Raw genomic sequence first — 19522 nt, forward strand, 5'->3', positions numbered from 1 at the left:
ATTACGCGGCGAAGGATGGTGCCGCGTCAGGTCAGGATCGTGCGAATCACCGCATCAGCGAGCAGGCGGCCACGGTCGGTGAGAACCACGTGATCGTTCTCGATCGCGGCCAACCCGTCGACTACCACCTGTTCGGCCGAAAGGCGTTCGGATGCAGACAGTTCCGACAACGGAAGTCCCGTACGCAACCGCGCGGTCAACATGACGCGCTCCATGTGTTCGTCCTCGGCGGTCAAGTCTTCGCTGCCGCCGACGGGAAGTTCACCGAGGGCCAACTGTTCCGCGTACCGTGCCGGGTGCTTGACGTTCCACCACCGCACTCCGCCGACGTGACTGTGCGCGCCCGGTCCGGCGCCCCACCAGTCACCACCGTCCCAGTAGCCGAGGTTGTGACGGCACCGGGTGTCACCGGAGTCCGCGGTTTCCGCCTTTGCCCAGTTGGAGACCTCGTACCAGTGCAAGCCGGCCTCGGACAGGCGTGAATCGATTCGTTCGTATCGTGAGGCCAGCACGTCGTCGTCCGGCGCGGGCAGCTCGCCGCGCCTGACCTTGCGAGCCATGGCGGTGCCGTCCTCGACGATCAACGCGTAGGCCGAGACGTGGTCGACATCGGCGGAGAGAACCGCGTCGAGTGAGGCGTCCAGATCTTGGTCTCGCTCCCCCGGCGTTCCATAGATCAAATCCAAGTTCACGTGCGAAAAACCAGCTGCGCGAGCCTCTTTCGCGGCAGCGACGGCGCGGCCGGGAGTGTGGGTGCGGTCGAGGATCTTCAGGACGTGCTGAGCCGCGGACTGCATGCCGAGGGAAATGCGGGTGAATCCCGCACTGCGGAGGGCGTCGAAGAATTCCGGCGACGTCGATTCGGGGTTCGATTCCGTGGTCACTTCGGCGCCGGACGCCAAGCCGAAGCTGCTGCGAACCGCCGACAGCACGTCGGACAGCCCGTCGCCACCGAGCAGCGACGGCGTTCCACCGCCCACGAACACCGTCTTCGCCGCCGGGGCGCCCGTCATCTCGGCCGCGAGATCGAGTTCGCGTCGCAGACCCTCCAGCCACGACTGCGGCGACGCCGAGGTTCCGAGCTCACCAGCCGTGTAGGTGTTGAAATCGCAGTACCCACACCTGGTGGCACAGAACGGGACGTGGATGTAGATCCCGAACGGCCGTTTCCCGACACCCTCGAGCGATCGCGCGGGCAAGGCGAAGGGGGTCGCCTCGCTCTGTCGAGTGGGAGTCGTGCTGGTGGCATTCACGCCTCCAGTGTCCCAGCATCCGGAACGCACACCTATTCAGCCTGCGATGCAGGTCGGCGCGTGGCCTGAACTCGATATTTCCCCCGTTTTTCGTGGAAATATGCGCCCGAGTCGGAATTATCGAGTTGACGTGGCACAATGGTCCGCATGACCGGACTCGGAGTGCGACTTGTGGCGCGTCGCCATGTCGACTTCAAGCGTGTGTGCAGCTCGTCGTGTCTGCACCTGTGTAGCTGTTGATCTTTCACTGATCTTCCAGCCTTTCCCGCTCATCTCCATCTGCTTCACCGAAACAACTCTCTGCAGAGACACGTCGTTTCAGAGATACAGCTTCTCCAGCTGTTCGTTTTCGTGAGCACACCTGCCGGCCGCGAGCTTTCCGAGACCGAGGACAGCCCCCTCGATTTCCGACACGGACCGGTGCGTCCCGATCAGACACCGCCACAGTTCGTCGATAGTGCGTGCCGCGTGCCGATCAACCGCCCAGATCCAGGAGTTCATCGATGACGTCGACCACCGACGCCGCCACACCCGCCGATTCGGCAGCACCTGCCGAAGCCCGGCCCGCACGCGCTGCACGTCCCGCCAAGCGTCGCGCCGAAGGTCAGTGGGCCCTCGGTTACCGCGAGCCGCTCAACGCCAACGAGCAGGCCAAGAAGGACGACAACCCGCTCAACGTTCGGGCCCGCATCGAGAACATCTACTCCAAGCAGGGCTTCGACAGCATCGACAAGGGCGACCTTCGCGGCCGCTTCCGCTGGTGGGGTCTCTACACCCAGCGCGAAGAAGGCTACGACGGCACCTTCACCGGCGACGAGAACATCGACCTGCTCGAGGCCAAATACTTCATGATGCGCGTGCGTTGCGACGCCGGCGCTCTCAACGTCGAGCAGCTGCGCACCATCGCCGGCATCTCGAAGGAATTCGGCCGGAACACCGCCGACCTGTCCGACCGCGAAAACGTCCAGTTCCACTGGATCGAGGTCGAGAACGTTCCGGAGATCTGGAAGCGGCTCGAAGCCGTCGGACTCAAGACCACCGAAGCGTGCGGTGACTGCCCCCGCGTCGTCCTCGGTTCTCCCCTGGCCGGCGAATCGCTCGACGAGGTCCTCGATCCCACCCCGGCGATCGACGAGATCGTGCGCCGCTACATCGGCGACCCCAAGTACTCCAACCTGCCGCGCAAGTTCAAGACCGCCATCTCCGGTCAGCAGGACGTCGTTCACGAGATCAACGACATCGCCTTCATCGGCGTGAACCACCCCGAACACGGCCCGGGCCTCGACCTCTGGGTCGGCGGCGGACTGTCCACCAACCCGATGCTGGCGCAGCGCGTCGGCGCCTGGATTCCGCTCGACGAGGTCCCCGATGTCTGGGAGGGAGTCGTCTCGATCTTCCGTGACTACGGCTACCGCCGTCTGCGCGCGAAGGCAAGGCTCAAGTTCCTCATCAAGGACTGGGGCATCGAAAAGTTCCGCGAGGTTCTCGAGACGGAGTACCTCAAGCGCCCGCTCATCGACGGCCCCGCGCCGGAGAAGCCCAAGCGCCCGATCGATCACGTCGGTATCCAGAAGACCCGCAACGGCCACAACGCAGTCGGTTTCGCTCCGATCGCCGGCCGCGTCTCGGGAGACATCCTGGCTCAGGTCGCCGACGCCGCCGAGAAGGCCGGCAGCGACCGGATCCGCTTCACTCCGTACCAGAAGCTGATCATCCTCGACGTCGCCGACGAGACGCTCGAGCCGCTCATCGCCGATCTCGACGCGCTGGGTCTTCCCGCCCGTCCGTCGCACTGGCGCAAGAACCTGATGGCCTGCTCCGGCATCGAGTTCTGCAAGCTCTCGTTCGCCGAGACCCGCAAGCGTTCGCAGGTGCTCGTGCCCGAACTCGAACAGCGTCTTGCCGACATCAACAGCCAGCTCGACGTGCCGATCACCATCAACATCAACGGTTGCCCCAACTCCTGCGCTCGCTCGCAGATCGCCGACATCGGCTTCAAGGGCCAACTCGTCGACGACGGTGAGGGGAATCAAGTCGAGGGTTTCCAGGTTCATCTGGGAGGCAGCCTCGGATTCGACAGCGCCTTCGGACGCAAGCTGCGCCAGCACAAGGTCACCAGCGTCGAGATGGGTGACTACATCGACCGCGTCGTACGTCAGTTCGTCAAGAACCGCAACGAAGGTGAACGGTTCGCCGAATGGGCAGTGCGCGCAGACGAAGGAGATTTGCGATGACAGTGGACATTTCGCGAGCAACTGCCGACGAGCTTCGGTCCATCGCCGAGCGCGGTGCCGTAGAACTCGACGGAGCCAGCGCGCAGGAACTGTTGCAGTGGACCGAGGACACGTTCGGCGACTCGTACATTGTTGCGTCGAACATGCAGGATGGAGTGCTGGTTCACCTTGCCGCACAGGTGCATCCGGGCGTCGACGTACTCTTCCTCGACACCGGCTATCACTTCCCCGAAACCATCGGCACGCGTGACGCGGTCGAGCAGGTGTACGGCGTCAACGTCATCAACGCTCGTGCGCTGGCAAGCGTCGCCGAGCAGGATGTCGCCGAGGGCAAGGATCTGTTCGCCCGTGATCCCAACCGCTGCTGCGCACTACGCAAAGTCGCGCCGCTCAAGCAGACACTGTCCGGGTACAGCGCGTGGGTGACCGGCATCCGCCGCGTCGAAGCGCCCACCCGCGCCAACGCTCCCCTGATCTCCTTCGACGAAGCCTTCGGACTCGTGAAGATCAACCCGATCGCTCCCTGGTCGGACGAGGAGATGCAGAACTACATCGACACCAATTCCATCCTCGTCAATCCCCTTGTCGACGAGGGATATCCGTCCATCGGCTGCGCACCCTGCACCAGCAAGCCAGCCCCCGGCAGCGATCCGCGTAGCGGTCGTTGGGCCGGTGCCTCCAAGACAGAATGCGGGTTGCACGCATCATGACAGTTGACTTGACACCTTCACGGCCTCAGCTCGACGGCACACAGTTCGATACTCTCGACGCCCTCGAGTCCGAAGCGATCCACATCTTCCGAGAGGTGGCCGGCGAATTCGAACGCCCGGTCATTCTCTTCTCGGGCGGTAAGGACTCCACCGTGCTGCTGCACCTGGCGATCAAGGCCTTCTGGCCTGCGCCGTTGCCGTTCACCCTGCTGCATGTCGACACCGGCCACAACCTGCAGGAAGTCCTCGACTTCCGCGACCACGTGGTGGCCAAGTACAACCTGCGCCTGCACGTGGCCAGCGTCGAGGAGTACATCGCGGACGGCCGCCTCACCGAGCGCCCCGACGGTATCCGCAACCCGCTGCAGACCGTGCCGTTGCTGGACGCGATCTCGGAGAATCGCTTCGACGCCGTCTTCGGTGGTGCTCGCCGCGACGAGGAGCGCGCCCGCGCCAAGGAGCGGATCTTCTCACTGCGCAACGCTTTCGGCCAGTGGGATCCCAAGAAGCAGCGCCCGGAGCTGTGGAACCTCTACAACGGTCGCCACTCCCCCGGCGAGCAGGTGCGCGTCTTCCCGCTCAGCAACTTCACCGAGCTGGACATCTGGCGCTACATCGCCCGCGACAACGTCGAACTCGCCAGCATCTACTACGCCCACCAGCGTCCGGTGTACCAGCGCGACGGCATGTGGATGACCCCCGGAGTCTGGGGTGGTCCGGCTGACAGCGAAGAGCTGCAGACCCTTTCGGTGCGATACCGCACCGTCGGCGACGGTTCGACCACCGGTGCTGTTCTCTCCGATGCGGCCGACAACGAAGCGATCCTCGCCGAGGTTGCGGCATCACGTTTGACCGAGCGCGGCGCGACCCGTGGCGACGACCGAGTTTCCGAAGCGGCCATGGAAGACCGCAAGCGAGAGGGCTACTTCTGATGAGCGATCTGCTCAGACTGGCAACTGCCGGCAGCGTCGACGACGGAAAGTCCACACTCGTGGGCCGCCTGTTGTACGACACGAAATCCGTTCTCGCCGACCAGATCGACGCCGTGACCCGTGCGTCGGTGGACCGCGGTCTCGACACCCCTGACCTGTCGCTCCTGGTGGACGGACTGCGCGCCGAGCGTGAGCAGGGCATCACCATCGACGTGGCGTACCGCTACTTCGCGACCCCCAAGCGCACCTTCGTGCTCGCCGATACACCGGGCCACGTGCAGTACACCCGCAACACGGTCTCCGGTGCCTCGACGGCTCAGCTCGTGATCCTGCTGGTCGATGCTCGCAAGGGCGTCATCGCGCAGACTCGCAGGCACGCAGCGGTTCTCGCGTTGCTCGGTGTCCCGAAGCTCGTTCTCGCCGTGAACAAGATCGACCTCGTCGAGAACCCCGAAGAGGTCTTCACCTCGATCTCCGCCGAGTTCAACGAACTCACCAGCTCACTGGGCTGGGCAAGCGAAGACGTCGTCGAGATCCCGGTGTCGGCACTGCACGGTGACAACGTCGCCATCCGCTCCGACAAGACCCCGTACTACACCGGCCCCACGCTGATCGAGCACCTCGAGTCGATTCCGGTCGACGCCGAGCCACATCGCGTCGGTCTACGTTTCCCGGTGCAGTACGTGATCCGCCCCCGCACCGCAGAGTTCCTCGACTACCGCGGCTACGCCGGTCAGGTCGCTGCCGGTTCCGTCGTGCCCGGCGACGAAGTGGTGATCCTGCCCTCGGGTACGCGCACCACCGTCACACGTATCGACACGGCCGACGGCGAACTGGACGTCGCCCACGCCGGACGCAGCGTCACGCTGATCCTGGCCGACGACGTCGACGTCTCTCGCGGCGACACCATCGCATCGCCGTCCGACGCACCCGAGCCGATCGGCGAATTCGACGCCACTGTCTGCTGGCTGGCCGAGAAGTCACTGCGCCCCGGTGCACGTCTGCTGCTCAAGCACGGCACGCGAACGACGCAGGCCATCGTGGGCAGCTTGGTGGAACGCTTCAACGAGCAGGACCTCACCACGGATCAGGGTCCGGACACTCTCGAGCTCAACGAGATCGGCAAGATCTCCATCCGGGTGGCCGAGCCGATCGTGGCTGACGACTACGCCGTGAACCGCCACACCGGCAGCTTCCTGCTGATCGATCCCGCTGGTGGAAACACTCTCGCAGCCGGCCTGGTGGGCGACGTCATTTCCGCTGTCGAATTGGGCGAGCGCGTCTAAGTCGATGGTTCCGCTCATCGCTGTCGCGCACGGCAGCCGTGACCCCCGTTCTGCTCGGGTGATCGCGGCTGCTGTGGCAGCTCTTCGTGAAGTCCGGCCAGACCTCGATGTCCGGCTGGCGTTTCTCGACCTCAATGCACCGTCCATCGATCAGGTCCTGGACGGAGTTGCACACGACGGCCACACTCACGCCGTTGTTGTTCCGATGCTGCTGGGCAATGCCTTCCACGCTCGGGTAGATCTGCCCGGACTCTTGGCCACTGCCGCGACACGCCACCCCCAGTTGACCGTGTTCCAAGCAGACGTACTGGGTCGCGATGCTCGGCTGATCGAGGCAGTACGCGAGCGAATTCTCGAAGCGGGTGCCCGGCCGGACGATCCGTCGGTCGGTGTCGCTCTTGCGGCAGTCGGCTCGTCCGACGCGCGCGCCAATGCCGCGACCGCAGAATTGGCGTCCACTCTCCTCGGCGGAACCAACTGGTCGGGCGTTCGAATCTGTTTCGCAACATCCGCGGAACCGACAGTTACCCAGGCGATCTCCGCACTCGAGCAGGACGGCGCCGAACGTGTTGTCGTCGCGCCGTGGTTCTTGGCTCCCGGCCTACTGACCGATCGACTCAGCGCTGCCGCAGCAACTGCATGTCCGCGCGCGCGTTTCGCCGACACGATCGGTGGGCACTCTCTACTGATCGAAACGATGATCGACCGTTACCGACAAGTCGCTGATGCACTACCCGACCGTCTGGTCCGCTCCGCCTGATCCGGTTTCACAGGCCGTTATCAGATTGTTACCGTAGTGTTGGATCTGTCCAGCTCGCGAAGGTACCTCCTTCGCCTGCGAAACAGATCTTTGGGTGCAATCCCCTCAGAGCGCCGCGAGAGGGAACACCATCACTCACAATCTTCGCCTCGGCACAGCCGGCATCGCATGGGTCCTGTCGGTGCTCTACCTGCTTGTCGAAATCTTCACAGCCGGAGCATGGAAGACGCCGTACAGCTTCGCGCGCGACTCCATCAGTTCGCTGGGCGTGACGACATGCAGCGTGGATTCGTGTTCGCCGATGCACGACGTGATGAACGCGGCCTTCATGATCCTCGGTGCGCTCACCATCCTCGGTGCAGCCTTGCTGCACAAGTACATTCCGGACGGTCGTGCGAAGAAGTGGATTCTCGGTCTTGCCGTCGTCGTTGCATTGAGCACCGCGGCCACCGGCCTCTTCCCGGCGAACGACGGGACCTTCGTTCATTGGACCGCCGTACTTCCCGGCTTCGTCGCACGTCATGCCGTTCTCGTCCTCATGGCAATTCAATTCTGGAAGCACAGCAAATGGATCGCAGTGTGGTCGGGGCTGTGCGCGGCTACCGGAATCGTAGGTGCCGTACTGCTTCTCGGACGAACCCTCACTTTCGGCCTTGGTGAACGCCTGACGCTGTACCCGCTGCCTATGTGGATGGCCGTCACCGGCGTCGCAGCCCTGCTTGCGTTGATGCGCCGAACCGTGTTGAAGAACGTGGAACTGACACTGTCCGGTAACGGATTCATCACCGCTCTGTTGTCGTTGCGCCCGCGTCGATCTCGCGCGGCAGTGCCCACCGACGTTCTCGCACCACGGGAGCTGACCGGTTTGTAGCGAACCGGGGGTGAGCAGGGACACACTGGTAAGGAGGCGACGCGAGGAGACTTCCATGACCAGTGCATCTGTTCGACACGGAATCGTGGCCGGTATCGACGGCTCGGCAAGCGCGGTCAACGCCGCGAGGTGGGCAGCTTCGGCTGCAAAGAGATTCGACGAACCACTTCGCCTGACCCACGTGCTGCCAGGACAACCCGAGTCCGGTGGCGGTACCAACGTCACCGACGAAGAGATGTTCGACCACCACCTTCGCGTCGAGGGTGCAAAACTGCTCGACGAGGCCGAGGACGCCATCCGCGATGATCACACCGACGTCACCGTCGAACGTGGCCTCGTGACCGGTACTCCCGCAACCACACTCGTCGAACTCTCGAAGTCGGCTCGCATCGTTGCACTGGGTCAGGCCGGCACCAGCGAAATGCAGTCCGTGTTTCTCGGATCCGACACCATTCGGGTGGTCAACCGCGCGCACTGTCCCGTGGCCGTATTCCGCGGTACGGGTGATCACGCGATGGCCGACACCAGGCCCATCGTCGTCGGCGTCGACGGGAGCAAGCTCAGCGAACTCGCCGTCGCGCATGCCTTCGAATTTGCCGCGTTCCTCGGCGCACCTTTGGTTGCGGTCCACACGTGGAACGAGCACGCCTCGCTGGGCGGGTATTCCGAAGCCAGGCGCTTCGTCGACTGGGGACCGTACGAACAGCATGAGCACGCCCTGCTGTCCGAGTGCCTCGCCGGCTGGACGGAGAAGTACCCCGATGTCGAAGTCACCCGGAGTGTCCAGCGCAGCGGACCGATGAAGGCACTGCTCGAGCACTCGGCGGAAGCGCAACTCGTAGTCGTCGGTAGCCACGGCCGCAGCCCGTTCATGGCGTCGATAGTCGGATCGACCAGTCAGAGCCTCATCCACCACGCCCAGTGCCCGGTCCTCGTCTGCCGAGAGGGCTGAACTCGTCTCGCTGTTGCCCGACCCCCACCTCTGAGCGAACGGCACTTTCGGCGCCATCAGGAGGCCGAAAGTGCCGTTCGCTCAAACAGGAGTGGGGGTACAACAGGTCGAACAGGGCGAGCGGGTCATACCTGGCCGACCACGCTCACCGTGACCGGCTCCTGCACCGGCGTCGACACCGGGGTCTCCGGCAGATCCGGCACCCGGGTAGCACGCGCGTACACCGTCTCCCCCGCCTCGAGGTGCAGCGCTGCACTGTCACCGCGCGTGACCTGAGCCGAGAAGAGCTCGCCGGTTGCCTCGTTGCGCAGGTCCACTCGAACCTCGAAGCCGAGGTACACGACGCGCTCGACGGTTGCGCGTGTGACGCCGAGCGACTCGGCCGTTCCGGATTCCTGCGCGAGAGCCATGCTCGGATCGCGGCCGAGACGGATGTCGTGCGGACGGACCAACTGCCCGTTGAGCTTCGCGACGGATCCGAGGAAGGACATCACGAAGTCGTTGGACGGGCGGTCGTACAGGTCGGCAGGTTCACCGATCTGCTCGATCCGCCCCTTGTTCAGCACCGCGATGCGGTCGGCGACGTCGAGAGCCTCTTCCTGGTCGTGGGTGACCAGGACGGTGGTGACGTGCACCTCGTCGTGCAGGCGACGCAACCACGTGCGCAGGTCGGCACGCACCTTCGCGTCGAGCGCGCCGAAGGGCTCGTCGAGCAGGAGCACCTGCGGATCCACAGCCAGAGCGCGTGCCAACGCCATGCGCTGACGCTGACCGCCGGAGAGCTGCGCGGGGTACCGATGCTGAAAGCCGTCGAGACCGACGATCCCCAGTAGTTCGTTGACCTTCTTCTCGATCTCCGGCTTCGGGCGCTTGCGGATCTTGAGCCCGAACGCCACGTTGTCGCGCACGGTCATGTGCTTGAACGCCGCGTAGTGCTGGAACACGAAACCGATGTCACGCTTCTGCGGCGACACGCCGGTGACGTCCTTGCCTGCGATGGTGATGGTTCCCGAATCGAGTTCTTCGAGCCCTGCGATCGAACGCAGCAACGTCGACTTTCCCGAGCCACTGGGCCCGAGCAATGCCGTCAACGAACCCGAGGGAATGTTGACCGTCACGTCGTCGAGCGCCGCGAAATCACCGTAGTTCTTGCGGGCCCCGGTCACTGTGATCATGTGGTGCTCCTCTTACGGTCCAGCAGCGTCATCAGCAACAGGACAATGATGGCGATGCCCATCAGCAGCGTTGCCGCCGAATACGCACCAAAGGTGTTGTGGTCGTCGATGTATCGCGAGTGCACCAGCAACGTCAGTGTCTGGGATACCCCCGGGAAGCCGGAAGAGACCATGATGACTGCGCCGAATTCACCGAGCGAACGCGCCACCGTCAACACGATTCCGTATGTCAAGCCCCAACGGATCGCGGGCAAGGTGATCCGCCAGAACGTCTGCCAACCAGAGGCACCGAGCGTCGCGGCTGCTTGTTCCTGCTCGTCGCCGATCTCGTGAAGTACGGGTTCGACTTCCCGGACGACAAAGGGGAGCGTCACGAAAATCGTCGCGATCACCATGCCTGGCAAACCGAAGATGACCTTGAACCCCAACGATTCGATTCCGCCGAACCAACCGTTGGCACCCCACAGAAGAATCAAGGACACACCGACGACGACGGGCGAGACTGCGAAGGGCAGGTCGACCACCGACTGCAGAACTCCGCGGCCCGGGAACCGACCACGGACAAGAGCGAGTGCGGTGACCACACCGAACACGACGTTGATCGGGACCACGATCGCCACGATGATCAGCGAAAGATTCAGCGCGGAGATCGCTGCCGGTGTCGTGATCGATTCGAGAAACGGGCCGATTCCGTTCTCGAACGTTCGCGTCAGGATCACACCGATCGGCACGACCAGCAACACGAACAGGTAGACGAGAGCGATGGTCCGCAGACCGATCTTCGATCCTCTGGACACGTTCATCGGGAACTCTCCTCACGTCGCTGTCCCCGCGATGCGAAGATTCGCAGGACGAACAGCGTCACGAATGCGATGGCCAGCAACGCTACCGAGACGGCAGCGGCGTTGGTCGGACGATCGATCTCGATCTGCTGCTGAATGTACTGCGACGTCATCTGTGTCACGCGTGGGATGTTGCCGCCGATCAGAACGACCGAGCCGTATTCACCGATCGCTCTGGCGAACGCGAGGCCCGCACCGGAGATGACGGCAGGCGCCAACGTCGGGAGAACAACCGAGCGAAAGATCGTCCAGTTGGAAGCTCCCAACGACGCAGCGGCTTCCTCGACTTCGCGGTCGACCTCCATCAGCACCGGCTGCACGGAACGGACGACGAACGGCAAGGTCACGAAGGCCAATGCCACGATCAGTCCGGGCTGAGTTGCATTGAGATGGATGTCGATCGGTGACTGCGGGCCGTAGAGGGACAGCAGCACGATCGATGCCACGATGGTCGGTAGCGCGAACGGCAGATCGATCATCGAGTTGACGATGCGCTTGCCCGGGAAGTCGTCCCGGACCAGCACCCACGCGATGATCGTGCCCATCACGACGTTGATCAATGCCACGATCACCGAGACCAACAACGTCACGCGCAACGACGCCAAGGCGACGGGTGCGGTGACGGCGTCCCAGAATCCGGAGATCCCCTCGTCGAACGCGGTGGCGGTCAACGCGGCGAGCGGAAGCAGAACGATGACGGAGAGCCACAGGGTGGCCACTCCGATTCCGAGCGGCCCCACACTCCCCGTGACCCGCGCGAGTTTTCGCCGACGAGCCACGGGGGTGGGGTCAATAGTGTCAGTCACGTCAGTCTTACTTGGTCGCGTTGTCGTAGATCACTGCGATCGAACCGGTGTCCTTGGTGAACAGAGCACTGTCCACGGCCTTCCAGCCGCCGAGGTCTGCAATGGTCCACAGCTTGGTCGGCTCGGGGAACTTGTCGGTGAACTTGGCAGCGACGGCGGGATCAACGGGACGGAATCCTGCTTCGGCCCAGAGCGTCTGACCCTCGGTCGTGTACAGGTAGTCCTTGAACGCGGTCGCCTTGTCGAGGACCTTGCTGTTCGAGATCACGGCAACGGGGTTCTCGATCTTGAAGGTCGTGGGCGGGGTGACGTGCTCGACCGGGTCGCCGTTGCCTTCGATGAACAGTGCCTCGTTCTCGTAACTGATCAGAACGTCACCGCTACCCTGCAGGAAGGCTTCCGAAGCCTCGCGTCCCGACTTGGGCTGGATCTTGACGTGGTCGTTGACCAAGGCGGTGACGTAGTCGAGACCCGCCTGCGGGTTCTTGCCACCGTCGCTCTTGGCGGCGTACGGCGCCAAGAGGTTCCACTTGGCCGAGCCGGAGCTGAACGGGTTCGGCGTGACGACCTCGAGGCCGGGCTGAAGCAGGTCGTCCCAGTCTTTGATGCCCTTCGGGTTGCCCGGACGCGTCACGATGGTGACTACCGATCCGAACGGAATTCCGTTGTAGGCGTCCTGGTTCCAGTTCTGATCTACCAGACCGGCATCGACCAGACGGGTGATGTCGGGCTCGACGGAGAAGTTGACGAAGTCTGCCTCGGCACCGTCCTTCACCTTGCGCGACTGGTCGCCCGAGGCGCCGTAGGAAGGATTGAAGTTGACGTTCTTGCCCTCGTCGGTCGCCTGGAAGGCTGCGGTGAGCTTGTCGAAGCCAGGCTTCGGCACGGCGTAGGCGAACAGGTTGATCGTGCCGGCGCTACCGTCGCTGGCGGCGCTGTCACCACCCACGGTGTCGCTCGAGCCACCACTGCACGCTGTGAGTACCACGGCCCCCATGGTCGCGATAGCAGTGAGAAGTGTGCGGGAACGGCGTTTCATTGCAGATACCTTCCTGAAAGGACTGACAAACGAGGGTTGGTCAAACGACAAGTCCGAGACCTCTGGGGCTGATTCCATCGGGATGTTCAGACATGGAGAGCCGACGGGCGATGAGCCCTGAAACGGGGGCGCGAGTTACGCGCAGAGAAGTTCGAGTGGGGTGCGCAGCACCACCGGAGAGGTCGAACTCAGGAAATCAACAACAGGCGACGTCAGCGACGTCGAGCATGCCGACAGCAATCAACGCCAACTGGTGGCGGATTACGGGAGCTGTTGCTTCGGACACGCGGTGGACTTTAGCAGAGCACCGGCGCCCGCTCTAATCGGGAGAACTAACGGGTGAGAAGCCACGCGACGATCACGAGGAGAATCAGGGCTATCAGGGCGAGAGTGACCCGTGAGCGGGGCATCAGCTTTCCTCTACTTCTCGAGAATTCCTACGCAACCAGCCGAAGAGCGGCAGAGCGAGAACGGCGGCCAACGCGCGATCCAGACCGATGGCCACCAGGCGGCACAGCGGAACGACGACGATCAGGACCAACGCGACCTGCGGGATGAACGGGAGCCCCGCCATCCACAGCTCGAAGCTGTCCCACCAATCCGCAATCCGATCCACGCCAACACCCTATCCTTCGGACGATACGGTCCCGACAGCGTGTGGATTGGACGTGTGCCGATTCTGGCCGGATGATGGCCGAATGAGTGCTGACGACGAAGTGGTGCAGACGATTCCTCCCGCCTCCACGGGTCACCATCGAAGCAACTTTCCCCCGATCGACGACTATGCGTTTCTTTCCGATTGCGAAACCTCGTGCCTGATTGCCCGTAACGGATCTGTCGAGTGGATGTGCGTTCCCCGCCCGGACTCCCCCAGCGTGTTCGGTGCCATCCTCGACCGCAGCGCAGGCCATTTCCGTATCGGCCCCTACGGCCAGAACGTGCCGGCCGCTCGGCGCTATCTGCCGGGTGGACTCATTCTCGAGACCACCTGGCAGACCGAGACCGGCTGGCTCGTCGTCCGCGACGCCCTGGTTCTCGGTCCCTGGCACAACGTCGACAAGCGATCGAACACGCACAAGCGCACACCGACCGACTGGGATGCCGAACACACCCTTCTCCGTACGGTCAAATGCGTCAGCGGCACCGTCGAACTCGAGATGAGCTGTGAGCCCGCGTTCGACTATCACCGTGGCACGGCGAATTGGGAGTACACCGGAAAGGTCTACGAGGAAGCAACGGCAACGTGTCGCTCCGCCAAGCCCGGAGACCATCCCACTCTGCGCTTGACCACCGACCTACGACTGGGTCTGGAAGGTCGTGAAGCACGAGCGCGGACGCGACTGGTCGAAGGCGACAACGTGTACGTCGCGCTCTCGTGGTCGGATCTTCCCGCGCCGCAGACGTTCGACGAGGCCGCCGACAAGATGTGGCAGACGTCCAAGTCCTGGCGTGAGTGGGTGACGATCGGCAAGTTCCCCGATCACCCGTGGCGCGGATACCTACAGCGCAGTGCGCTCACACTCAAGGGGCTCACCTACGCACCGACCGGAGCCCTACTCGCGGCTTCGACGACCTCGCTACCGGAAACACCAGGCGGAGAACGCAACTGGGACTATCGCTACGCGTGGGTTCGCGATTCCACCTTCGCACTGTGGGGCCTCTACACGCTCGGGTTGGACCGTGAGGCCAACGACTTCTTCAACTTCATCTACGACGTGTCGAGTTCGGACAACGGTCAGCCACATCCCTTGCAGGTGATGTACGGCATCGGCGGCGAGCGCACGCTCGAGGAATCCGAACTCAACCATCTGTCCGGCTACGACGGCGCCCGTCCGGTGCGTATCGGCAACGGGGCGTTCGATCAACAGCAGCACGACATCTGGGGCACCATGCTCGACTCGGTGTACCTCCACATCCGTACCCGCGAGCGCGTCCCCGAGGCGTTGTGGCCGCTACTCAAGAAGCAGGTCGAGGAAGCGATCAAGCATTGGCGCCAGCCCGACCGCGGGATCTGGGAGGTGCGCGGTGAACCGCAGCACTTCACGTCGTCGAAGATCATGTGCTGGGTCGCTCTCGATCGCGGCGCCAAGCTGGCAGAGATGCAGGGCGAGAAGAGCTTTGCACAGCAATGGACGGCCATCGCCGACGACATCAAGGCCGACATCCTCGCGCACGGTGTCGACTCGCGCGGAGTTCTGACACAGCGGTACGGCCACGATTCACTCGACGCGTCGCTCTTGTTGGCACCGCTGCTGCGCTTCCTGCCGGCCGACGATCCGCGCATCCGGGCAACGGTGCTGGCGATCGCCGACGAGCTCACCGAAGAGGGGTTGGTCCTGCGCTATCGCGTCGACACCACCGACGACGGATTGAGCGGTGAAGAAGGAACGTTCACCATCTGTTCCTTCTGGTTGGTGTCCGCCCTCGTCGAGATCGGCGAACTGGATCGGGCAAAGCATCTCTGCGAGCGTCTGCTCGGGTTCGCGAGCCCGCTCAAGCTGTACGCGGAGGAGATCGACGCGCACACCGGTCGCCATCTGGGTAACTTCCCGCAGGCGTTCACACACCTGGCGCTGATCAACGCCGTGGTCCACGTGATCCGCGCCGAGGAAGCTGCCGAAGCCGGAGCTTTCCAGCCCGCGCACAACGCGACCTAGACCCCTGCTGTGCGCCTTTATTAACCGCCCGCGGTTAATAAAGGCGCACAGCAGGTCTAGCCGGCCACCGCTTCGAGCTGCGGCGTGATCGATTCGAGCGAGTACTTCAGCGACAGCGACGACGGAGTGTTCAACCCGGCGACAGTCGGATAGTCGACGATGGCCAATCCGCCACCCTTGACTGCAGGCAGGTCGGCAAACCCCGGCAGCTTCATCATGTCGTCGAGCGACCCGCCGTTGGGCAGCAGCACCACGACGTCGGCGCTGAGAGCGTCGACCCGTTCCGGGCTGAGTATCAGCCGGCCACCGGTCACACCGGCCTCGTCGACCAGCTTGGGCGGCAACGACATTCCCAGACGCGTGAACAGTCCCGAAGCACCGTCCTTGGGATCAGCGACGATCACCAACTGCGACGTCGGGAAGACGTACTGCGACAAAAGAGCGGTCTTACCCTTCAGCCCCGGCAACCGCTGTGCGAGCGCATCGATCTGCCCGTTTGTCGCCTCGACGATCTCGTCGGCTCGCGACTCCTTGTCGAGAACCCGGCCGAGAATCTCCACCTGGTCCTGCCACGGATCGACCTGGACGTCGGACAGACCGGCAATGGTCGGAGCGATCTTGCTCAACTGGTCGAAATCGTCCTGATCGGCGACGGAGAACCCGCCGAGAATCAGATCGGGATCCAAGGCTGCAATTTCTTCAGCTTTGAGCGGGACACCGAACTGCTGGATCGCCGAGCGATCGAGTTCCTTCGCCGACGCGTCCACGCCACTCTCCCACGGGAACAGACCACGCTCGTCGCCCATCGGGCCGGCAGCCAGGTACCCCACCGGCTGGATTCCGAGTTCGAGCAGAGCGTCGAGCCACTGGGTGTCGGCCGCGACGATGCGCGTCGGCGTCCCGGTGATCGTGGTGGCGCCGAACTTGTGGTCGATCGTGGTGACCCGACCGTCCGCGATCTCGTCGGCGTCCGAGGACGAACATCCGCTGATACCTACGACCAGCGCTCCCAAGAGAGCCACCGCCGAAAACTTCATCGCACGCACGAAAATACTCCTCCACTAGTTAGCAGAGGCTTACCTTCTCATATGGGACCCGGCTGTGTCCGACCTTGCTTTCAGGCGAAACGAGAGAGCAGACGCTCCGCATCGGCGCCGATGCGTCGAACCACGTCGCCGGCCGGATGGGTTCCGTGTACGAGTCCGACAGCTTCTCCGGCGTAGACGACTCCGCTGTGGGGATCCGACGGGTCGTACGCCTTTGCCAGCATTTCCTCATCGGCGTCGACTCCGTGCCAGGCGGCAGTGAACTCGTTGGCCACCGCGCGGCCACCCCACCGCTGCGGCCACGGTTGACTGCGCGCTCGGTCGAACACCGAGGTGTAAATCGTGTCGGCACTTCCGGCTTCGACGACGCGGTCGCGGGCATAGTCCGGCCCGACCGTCTCCGGGCTGGCGAGCAGCGCCGTTCCGATCATCACGCCTTCCCCGCCGGCTGCCAGGACTGCGGCCAAACCGCGGCCGGTCCCGATTCCGCCGGCCGCCAGTACTGGAAGTGATGTCGTTTCGAGGATCTCCTGCAGCAGCGGCAAGGTTCCGATTCGGCCCGTGTGACCGCCTGCCTCACCGCCTTGCGCGATCACGCCGTCGACACCCGCGGCCTCGACAATGCGAAGGTCTTCGAGCGTATTGATCTGTGACACAACGGGAATGCCCGCATCGTGGATTCGTCCGACATACGAGGCGGGATCACCGAACGACAAGGTGATCATGGTCGGCTCGACGGCAATCGCGGCGTCGAGCATCAACTCGTTCTCGGGCAGCGACCACGTCATCAGGCCGACGCCGAACTTTCCGCCGATCGAGCGGGCCACTTCGGCTTCGGCCTCGATCCACTCCGGTGTGTTGTACCGAGCCGCGCCGAGCAGCCCCAACCCGCCGGCCGCCGATACAGCTCCGGCGAGCGCGCCGCCCGCGCGACCACCCATGGGCGCCCCGAGAACCGGGATTTCGATTCCGAACTCTCGGGACAACCAGGTGGTGACCATGCGCTCCTACTTCTTGGGCTTCTCGCCGACCGATTCCGACGTCAAGGCCGCCACGAATGCTTCCTGCGGCACCTCGACGCGACCGATGGTCTTCATGCGCTTCTTGCCTTCCTTCTGCTTCTCGAGCAGCTTGCGCTTACGGCTGATGTCGCCGCCGTAGCACTTGGCGAGAACGTCCTTGCGGATTGCGCGAATGTTCTCGCGCGAGATGATCTTCGCGCCGATCGCGGCCTGGATCGGAACCTCGAACTGCTGGCGAGGAATCAGCTCACGAAGCTTCGACGTCATGCGTCCGCCGTAAGCGCCGGCGTTGGAACGGTGCACGATCGAGGAGAACGCGTCGACGGCCTCGCCCTGCAGCAGGATGTCGACCTTCACCAGATCGGCCTGCTGCTCACCGGCCTCCTCGTAATCGAGGCTGGCATAACCCTTGGTGCGGGACTTGAGGGCGTCGAAGAAGTCGAACATGATCTCGCCCATGGGCAGTTCGTAGCGCAGTTCGACGCGAGTCTCGGAGAGGTAGTCCATGCCGCCGAGCTCACCGCGACGGGACTGGCACAGCTCCATGATGGCGCCGACGTACTCACTCGGGGCGATGACGGTGCATTTGGCGACGGGCTCGTAGACCTCGCGAACCTTGCCTTCCGGCCAGTACGACGGGTTGGTGACGATGACCTCGGCCCCGTCCTCCATCACGACGCGGTAGACGACGTTGGGCGCGGTGGAAATCAGTTCGAGGCCGAACTCACGCTCGAGGCGGTCGCGGGTGATCTCCATGTGGAGCAGGCCGAGGAAGCCGCAGCGGAAGCCGAATCCGAGGGCAACCGACGTCTCGGGTTCATACGCCAGGGCCGCGTCGTTGAGACGGAGCTTGTCGAGGGCATCGCGCAGCACGGGGTAGTCCGAGCCGTCCATCGGGTAGAGGCCCGAGTAGACCATCGGCTTGGGATCGCGGTAGCCGACCAGCGGTTCGGTCGCGCCGTTGCGGGTGGTGGTGACGGTGTCACCGACGCGCGACTGACGGACATCCTTCACACCCGTGATGAGGTAGCCCACCTCGCCGACGCCCAGACCGATACTGGCCTTCGGCTCGGGCGAGATGATGCCGACCTCGAGCAGTTCGTGTGTGGTGCCCGTGGACATCATCGTGATCTTCTCGCGGGGACGGATCCGACCGTCGACCACACGCACGTAGGTGACCACGCCGCGGTAGGCGTCGTAGACGGAGTCGAAGATCATCGCGCGGGCGGGACCGTCAGCATCGCCGACAGGCGCAGGTACCTGCTTGATCACCTCGTCGAGCAGTTCCTTGACGCCCATGCCGGTCTTACCGGAGACGCGCAGGACATCACCGGGCTCGCAGCCCGTGATGTGCGCGATCTCTTCGGCATAGCGGTCGGGATCCGCGGCCGGGAGATCGATCTTGTTGAGGACGGGAATGATCTTGAGATCCTTCTCCATCGCCAGGTAGAGGTTCGCCAGCGTCTGAGCTTCGATGCCCTGAGCAGCGTCGACCAGCAGAATTGCGCCCTCGCATGCTTCGAGCGCACGGGAGACCTCGTACGTGAAGTCGACGTGGCCGGGAGTATCGATGAGGTGGAGGACGAACTCTTCGCCGTCGACGGTCCAGGGCAGACGAACGTTCTGAGCCTTGATGGTGATGCCGCGTTCACGCTCGATGTCCATGCGGTCCAGGTACTGCGCACGCATCGCCCGCTCTTCGACCACACCGGTGAGCTGAAGCATGCGATCTGCCAGCGTCGACTTACCGTGGTCGATGTGCGCGATGATGCAGAAGTTCCGGATCTGCGCAGGATCCGTGAACGTCTTGTCGGCGAAGCTGCTGATGGGAGACCCCTTAGTCGGACCGGCACCGGCCCGGATCCGGGCCACTGTCAACCCTCAGGATATCCAAGTCTCGGCGCCGCCGTACCAGGGGTTCCCACGGGCGGGTGATT

18 protein-coding genes are annotated in these 19522 nt (G+C 63.7%); 8 read left to right on the forward strand and 10 right to left on the reverse strand.

The genetic code is table 11. The features are described from left to right. Positions 1-26 precede the first annotated feature (26 nt). A complete protein-coding gene (hemW, locus tag AC1Q61_RS08185) occupies positions 27-1253 on the reverse strand; it encodes a radical SAM family heme chaperone HemW (RefSeq protein ID WP_492650873.1) in 1227 nt (408 codons plus the stop codon). 503 nt (positions 1254-1756) lie between these two features. Between hemW and AC1Q61_RS08190 the strand changes: the two genes are divergently transcribed. The 7 genes from AC1Q61_RS08190 (at position 1757) to AC1Q61_RS08220 (ending at position 8998) form a co-directional block, all read left to right on the forward strand. Continuing rightward, entirely contained in the window at positions 1757-3487 is a 1731-nt protein-coding gene (locus AC1Q61_RS08190; RefSeq protein WP_019749031.1) for a nitrite/sulfite reductase, read from the forward strand. Beyond that, positions 3484-4197: a phosphoadenylyl-sulfate reductase gene (locus AC1Q61_RS08195; RefSeq protein WP_042924073.1), complete on the forward strand. Its 714-nt coding sequence runs from the start codon at positions 3484-3486 to the stop codon at positions 4195-4197. The genes AC1Q61_RS08190 and AC1Q61_RS08195 overlap by 4 nt, the downstream gene beginning before the upstream one ends. Beyond that, the gene (gene cysD / locus AC1Q61_RS08200; RefSeq protein ID WP_058039499.1) at positions 4194-5129 is read left to right on the forward strand and encodes a sulfate adenylyltransferase subunit CysD; all 936 of its coding nucleotides are present in this window, start codon (positions 4194-4196) and stop codon (positions 5127-5129) included. The genes AC1Q61_RS08195 and cysD overlap by 4 nt, the downstream gene beginning before the upstream one ends. Further along, a complete protein-coding gene (locus AC1Q61_RS08205) occupies positions 5129-6415 on the forward strand; it encodes a sulfate adenylyltransferase subunit 1 (RefSeq protein WP_020969973.1) in 1287 nt (428 codons plus the stop codon). Before cysD ends, AC1Q61_RS08205 begins: the two co-directional genes overlap by 1 nt. 4 nt (positions 6416-6419) lie before the next feature. Next, positions 6420-7175 carry a sirohydrochlorin chelatase gene (locus tag AC1Q61_RS08210; RefSeq protein ID WP_118602583.1) on the forward strand — a complete coding sequence of 252 codons (756 nt, stop codon included), beginning with the start codon at positions 6420-6422 and terminating at the stop codon, positions 7173-7175. A 94-nt stretch (positions 7176-7269) separates the two neighbouring features. Further along, entirely contained in the window at positions 7270-8046 is a 777-nt protein-coding gene (locus AC1Q61_RS08215) for a DUF998 domain-containing protein (RefSeq protein ID WP_030536614.1), read from the forward strand. 55 nt (positions 8047-8101) lie between these two features. Next, the gene (locus AC1Q61_RS08220) at positions 8102-8998 is read left to right on the forward strand and encodes a universal stress protein (protein ID WP_003944544.1); all 897 of its coding nucleotides are present in this window, start codon (positions 8102-8104) and stop codon (positions 8996-8998) included. A 125-nt stretch (positions 8999-9123) separates the two neighbouring features. Here AC1Q61_RS08220 and AC1Q61_RS08225 read toward each other — a convergent pair whose 3' ends face one another. From AC1Q61_RS08225 to AC1Q61_RS08250, 6 genes are all read right to left on the reverse strand, one after another. Further along, the gene (locus AC1Q61_RS08225) at positions 9124-10173 is read right to left on the reverse strand and encodes a sulfate/molybdate ABC transporter ATP-binding protein (protein ID WP_007731046.1); all 1050 of its coding nucleotides are present in this window, start codon (positions 10171-10173) and stop codon (positions 9124-9126) included. Further along, entirely contained in the window at positions 10170-10976 is an 807-nt protein-coding gene (gene cysW, locus AC1Q61_RS08230) for a sulfate ABC transporter permease subunit CysW (protein WP_003944503.1), read from the reverse strand. The genes AC1Q61_RS08225 and cysW overlap by 4 nt, the downstream gene beginning before the upstream one ends. Beyond that, positions 10973-11821: a sulfate ABC transporter permease subunit CysT gene (cysT, locus tag AC1Q61_RS08235; protein WP_030536617.1), complete on the reverse strand. Its 849-nt coding sequence runs from the start codon at positions 11819-11821 to the stop codon at positions 10973-10975. Before cysT ends, cysW begins: the two co-directional genes overlap by 4 nt. A 7-nt stretch (positions 11822-11828) precedes the next feature. Continuing rightward, positions 11829-12860 (reverse strand): sulfate ABC transporter substrate-binding protein, encoded by a 1032-nt coding sequence (locus tag AC1Q61_RS08240; RefSeq protein ID WP_003944569.1) that lies wholly within the window; start codon positions 12858-12860, stop codon positions 11829-11831. 196 nt (positions 12861-13056) lie between these two features. Then, on the reverse strand, positions 13057-13146 hold the full coding sequence (locus AC1Q61_RS08245) for an Ms4533A family Cys-rich leader peptide (protein ID WP_309599318.1): 90 nt from the start codon (positions 13144-13146) through the stop codon (positions 13057-13059). A 123-nt stretch (positions 13147-13269) separates the two neighbouring features. Next, entirely contained in the window at positions 13270-13476 is a 207-nt protein-coding gene (locus AC1Q61_RS08250) for a hypothetical protein (RefSeq protein ID WP_003944489.1), read from the reverse strand. Between the two features lie 82 nt (positions 13477-13558). Here AC1Q61_RS08250 and AC1Q61_RS08255 point away from each other — a divergent pair, with 82 nt between their 5' ends. After that, positions 13559-15517: a glycoside hydrolase family 15 protein gene (locus AC1Q61_RS08255; protein WP_063316226.1), complete on the forward strand. Its 1959-nt coding sequence runs from the start codon at positions 13559-13561 to the stop codon at positions 15515-15517. Positions 15518-15573: 56 nt separating this feature from the next. Here the strand turns inward: AC1Q61_RS08255 and AC1Q61_RS08260 are convergent, their stop codons facing one another. From AC1Q61_RS08260 to lepA, 3 genes are all read right to left on the reverse strand, one after another. Then, the gene (locus tag AC1Q61_RS08260; protein ID WP_230587579.1) at positions 15574-16554 is read right to left on the reverse strand and encodes an ABC transporter substrate-binding protein; all 981 of its coding nucleotides are present in this window, start codon (positions 16552-16554) and stop codon (positions 15574-15576) included. 80 nt (positions 16555-16634) lie between these two features. After that, the gene (locus AC1Q61_RS08265) at positions 16635-17564 is read right to left on the reverse strand and encodes an NAD(P)H-dependent flavin oxidoreductase (RefSeq protein WP_030536619.1); all 930 of its coding nucleotides are present in this window, start codon (positions 17562-17564) and stop codon (positions 16635-16637) included. Positions 17565-17570: 6 nt separating this feature from the next. Continuing rightward, positions 17571-19463, reverse strand: a complete 1893-nt coding sequence (gene lepA / locus AC1Q61_RS08270) for a translation elongation factor 4 (protein ID WP_003944564.1) — start codon at positions 19461-19463, stop codon at positions 17571-17573. Positions 19464-19522: the final 59 nt, after the last annotated feature.

Source organism: Rhodococcus sp. MPR-R1B (genome assembly GCF_058793255.1).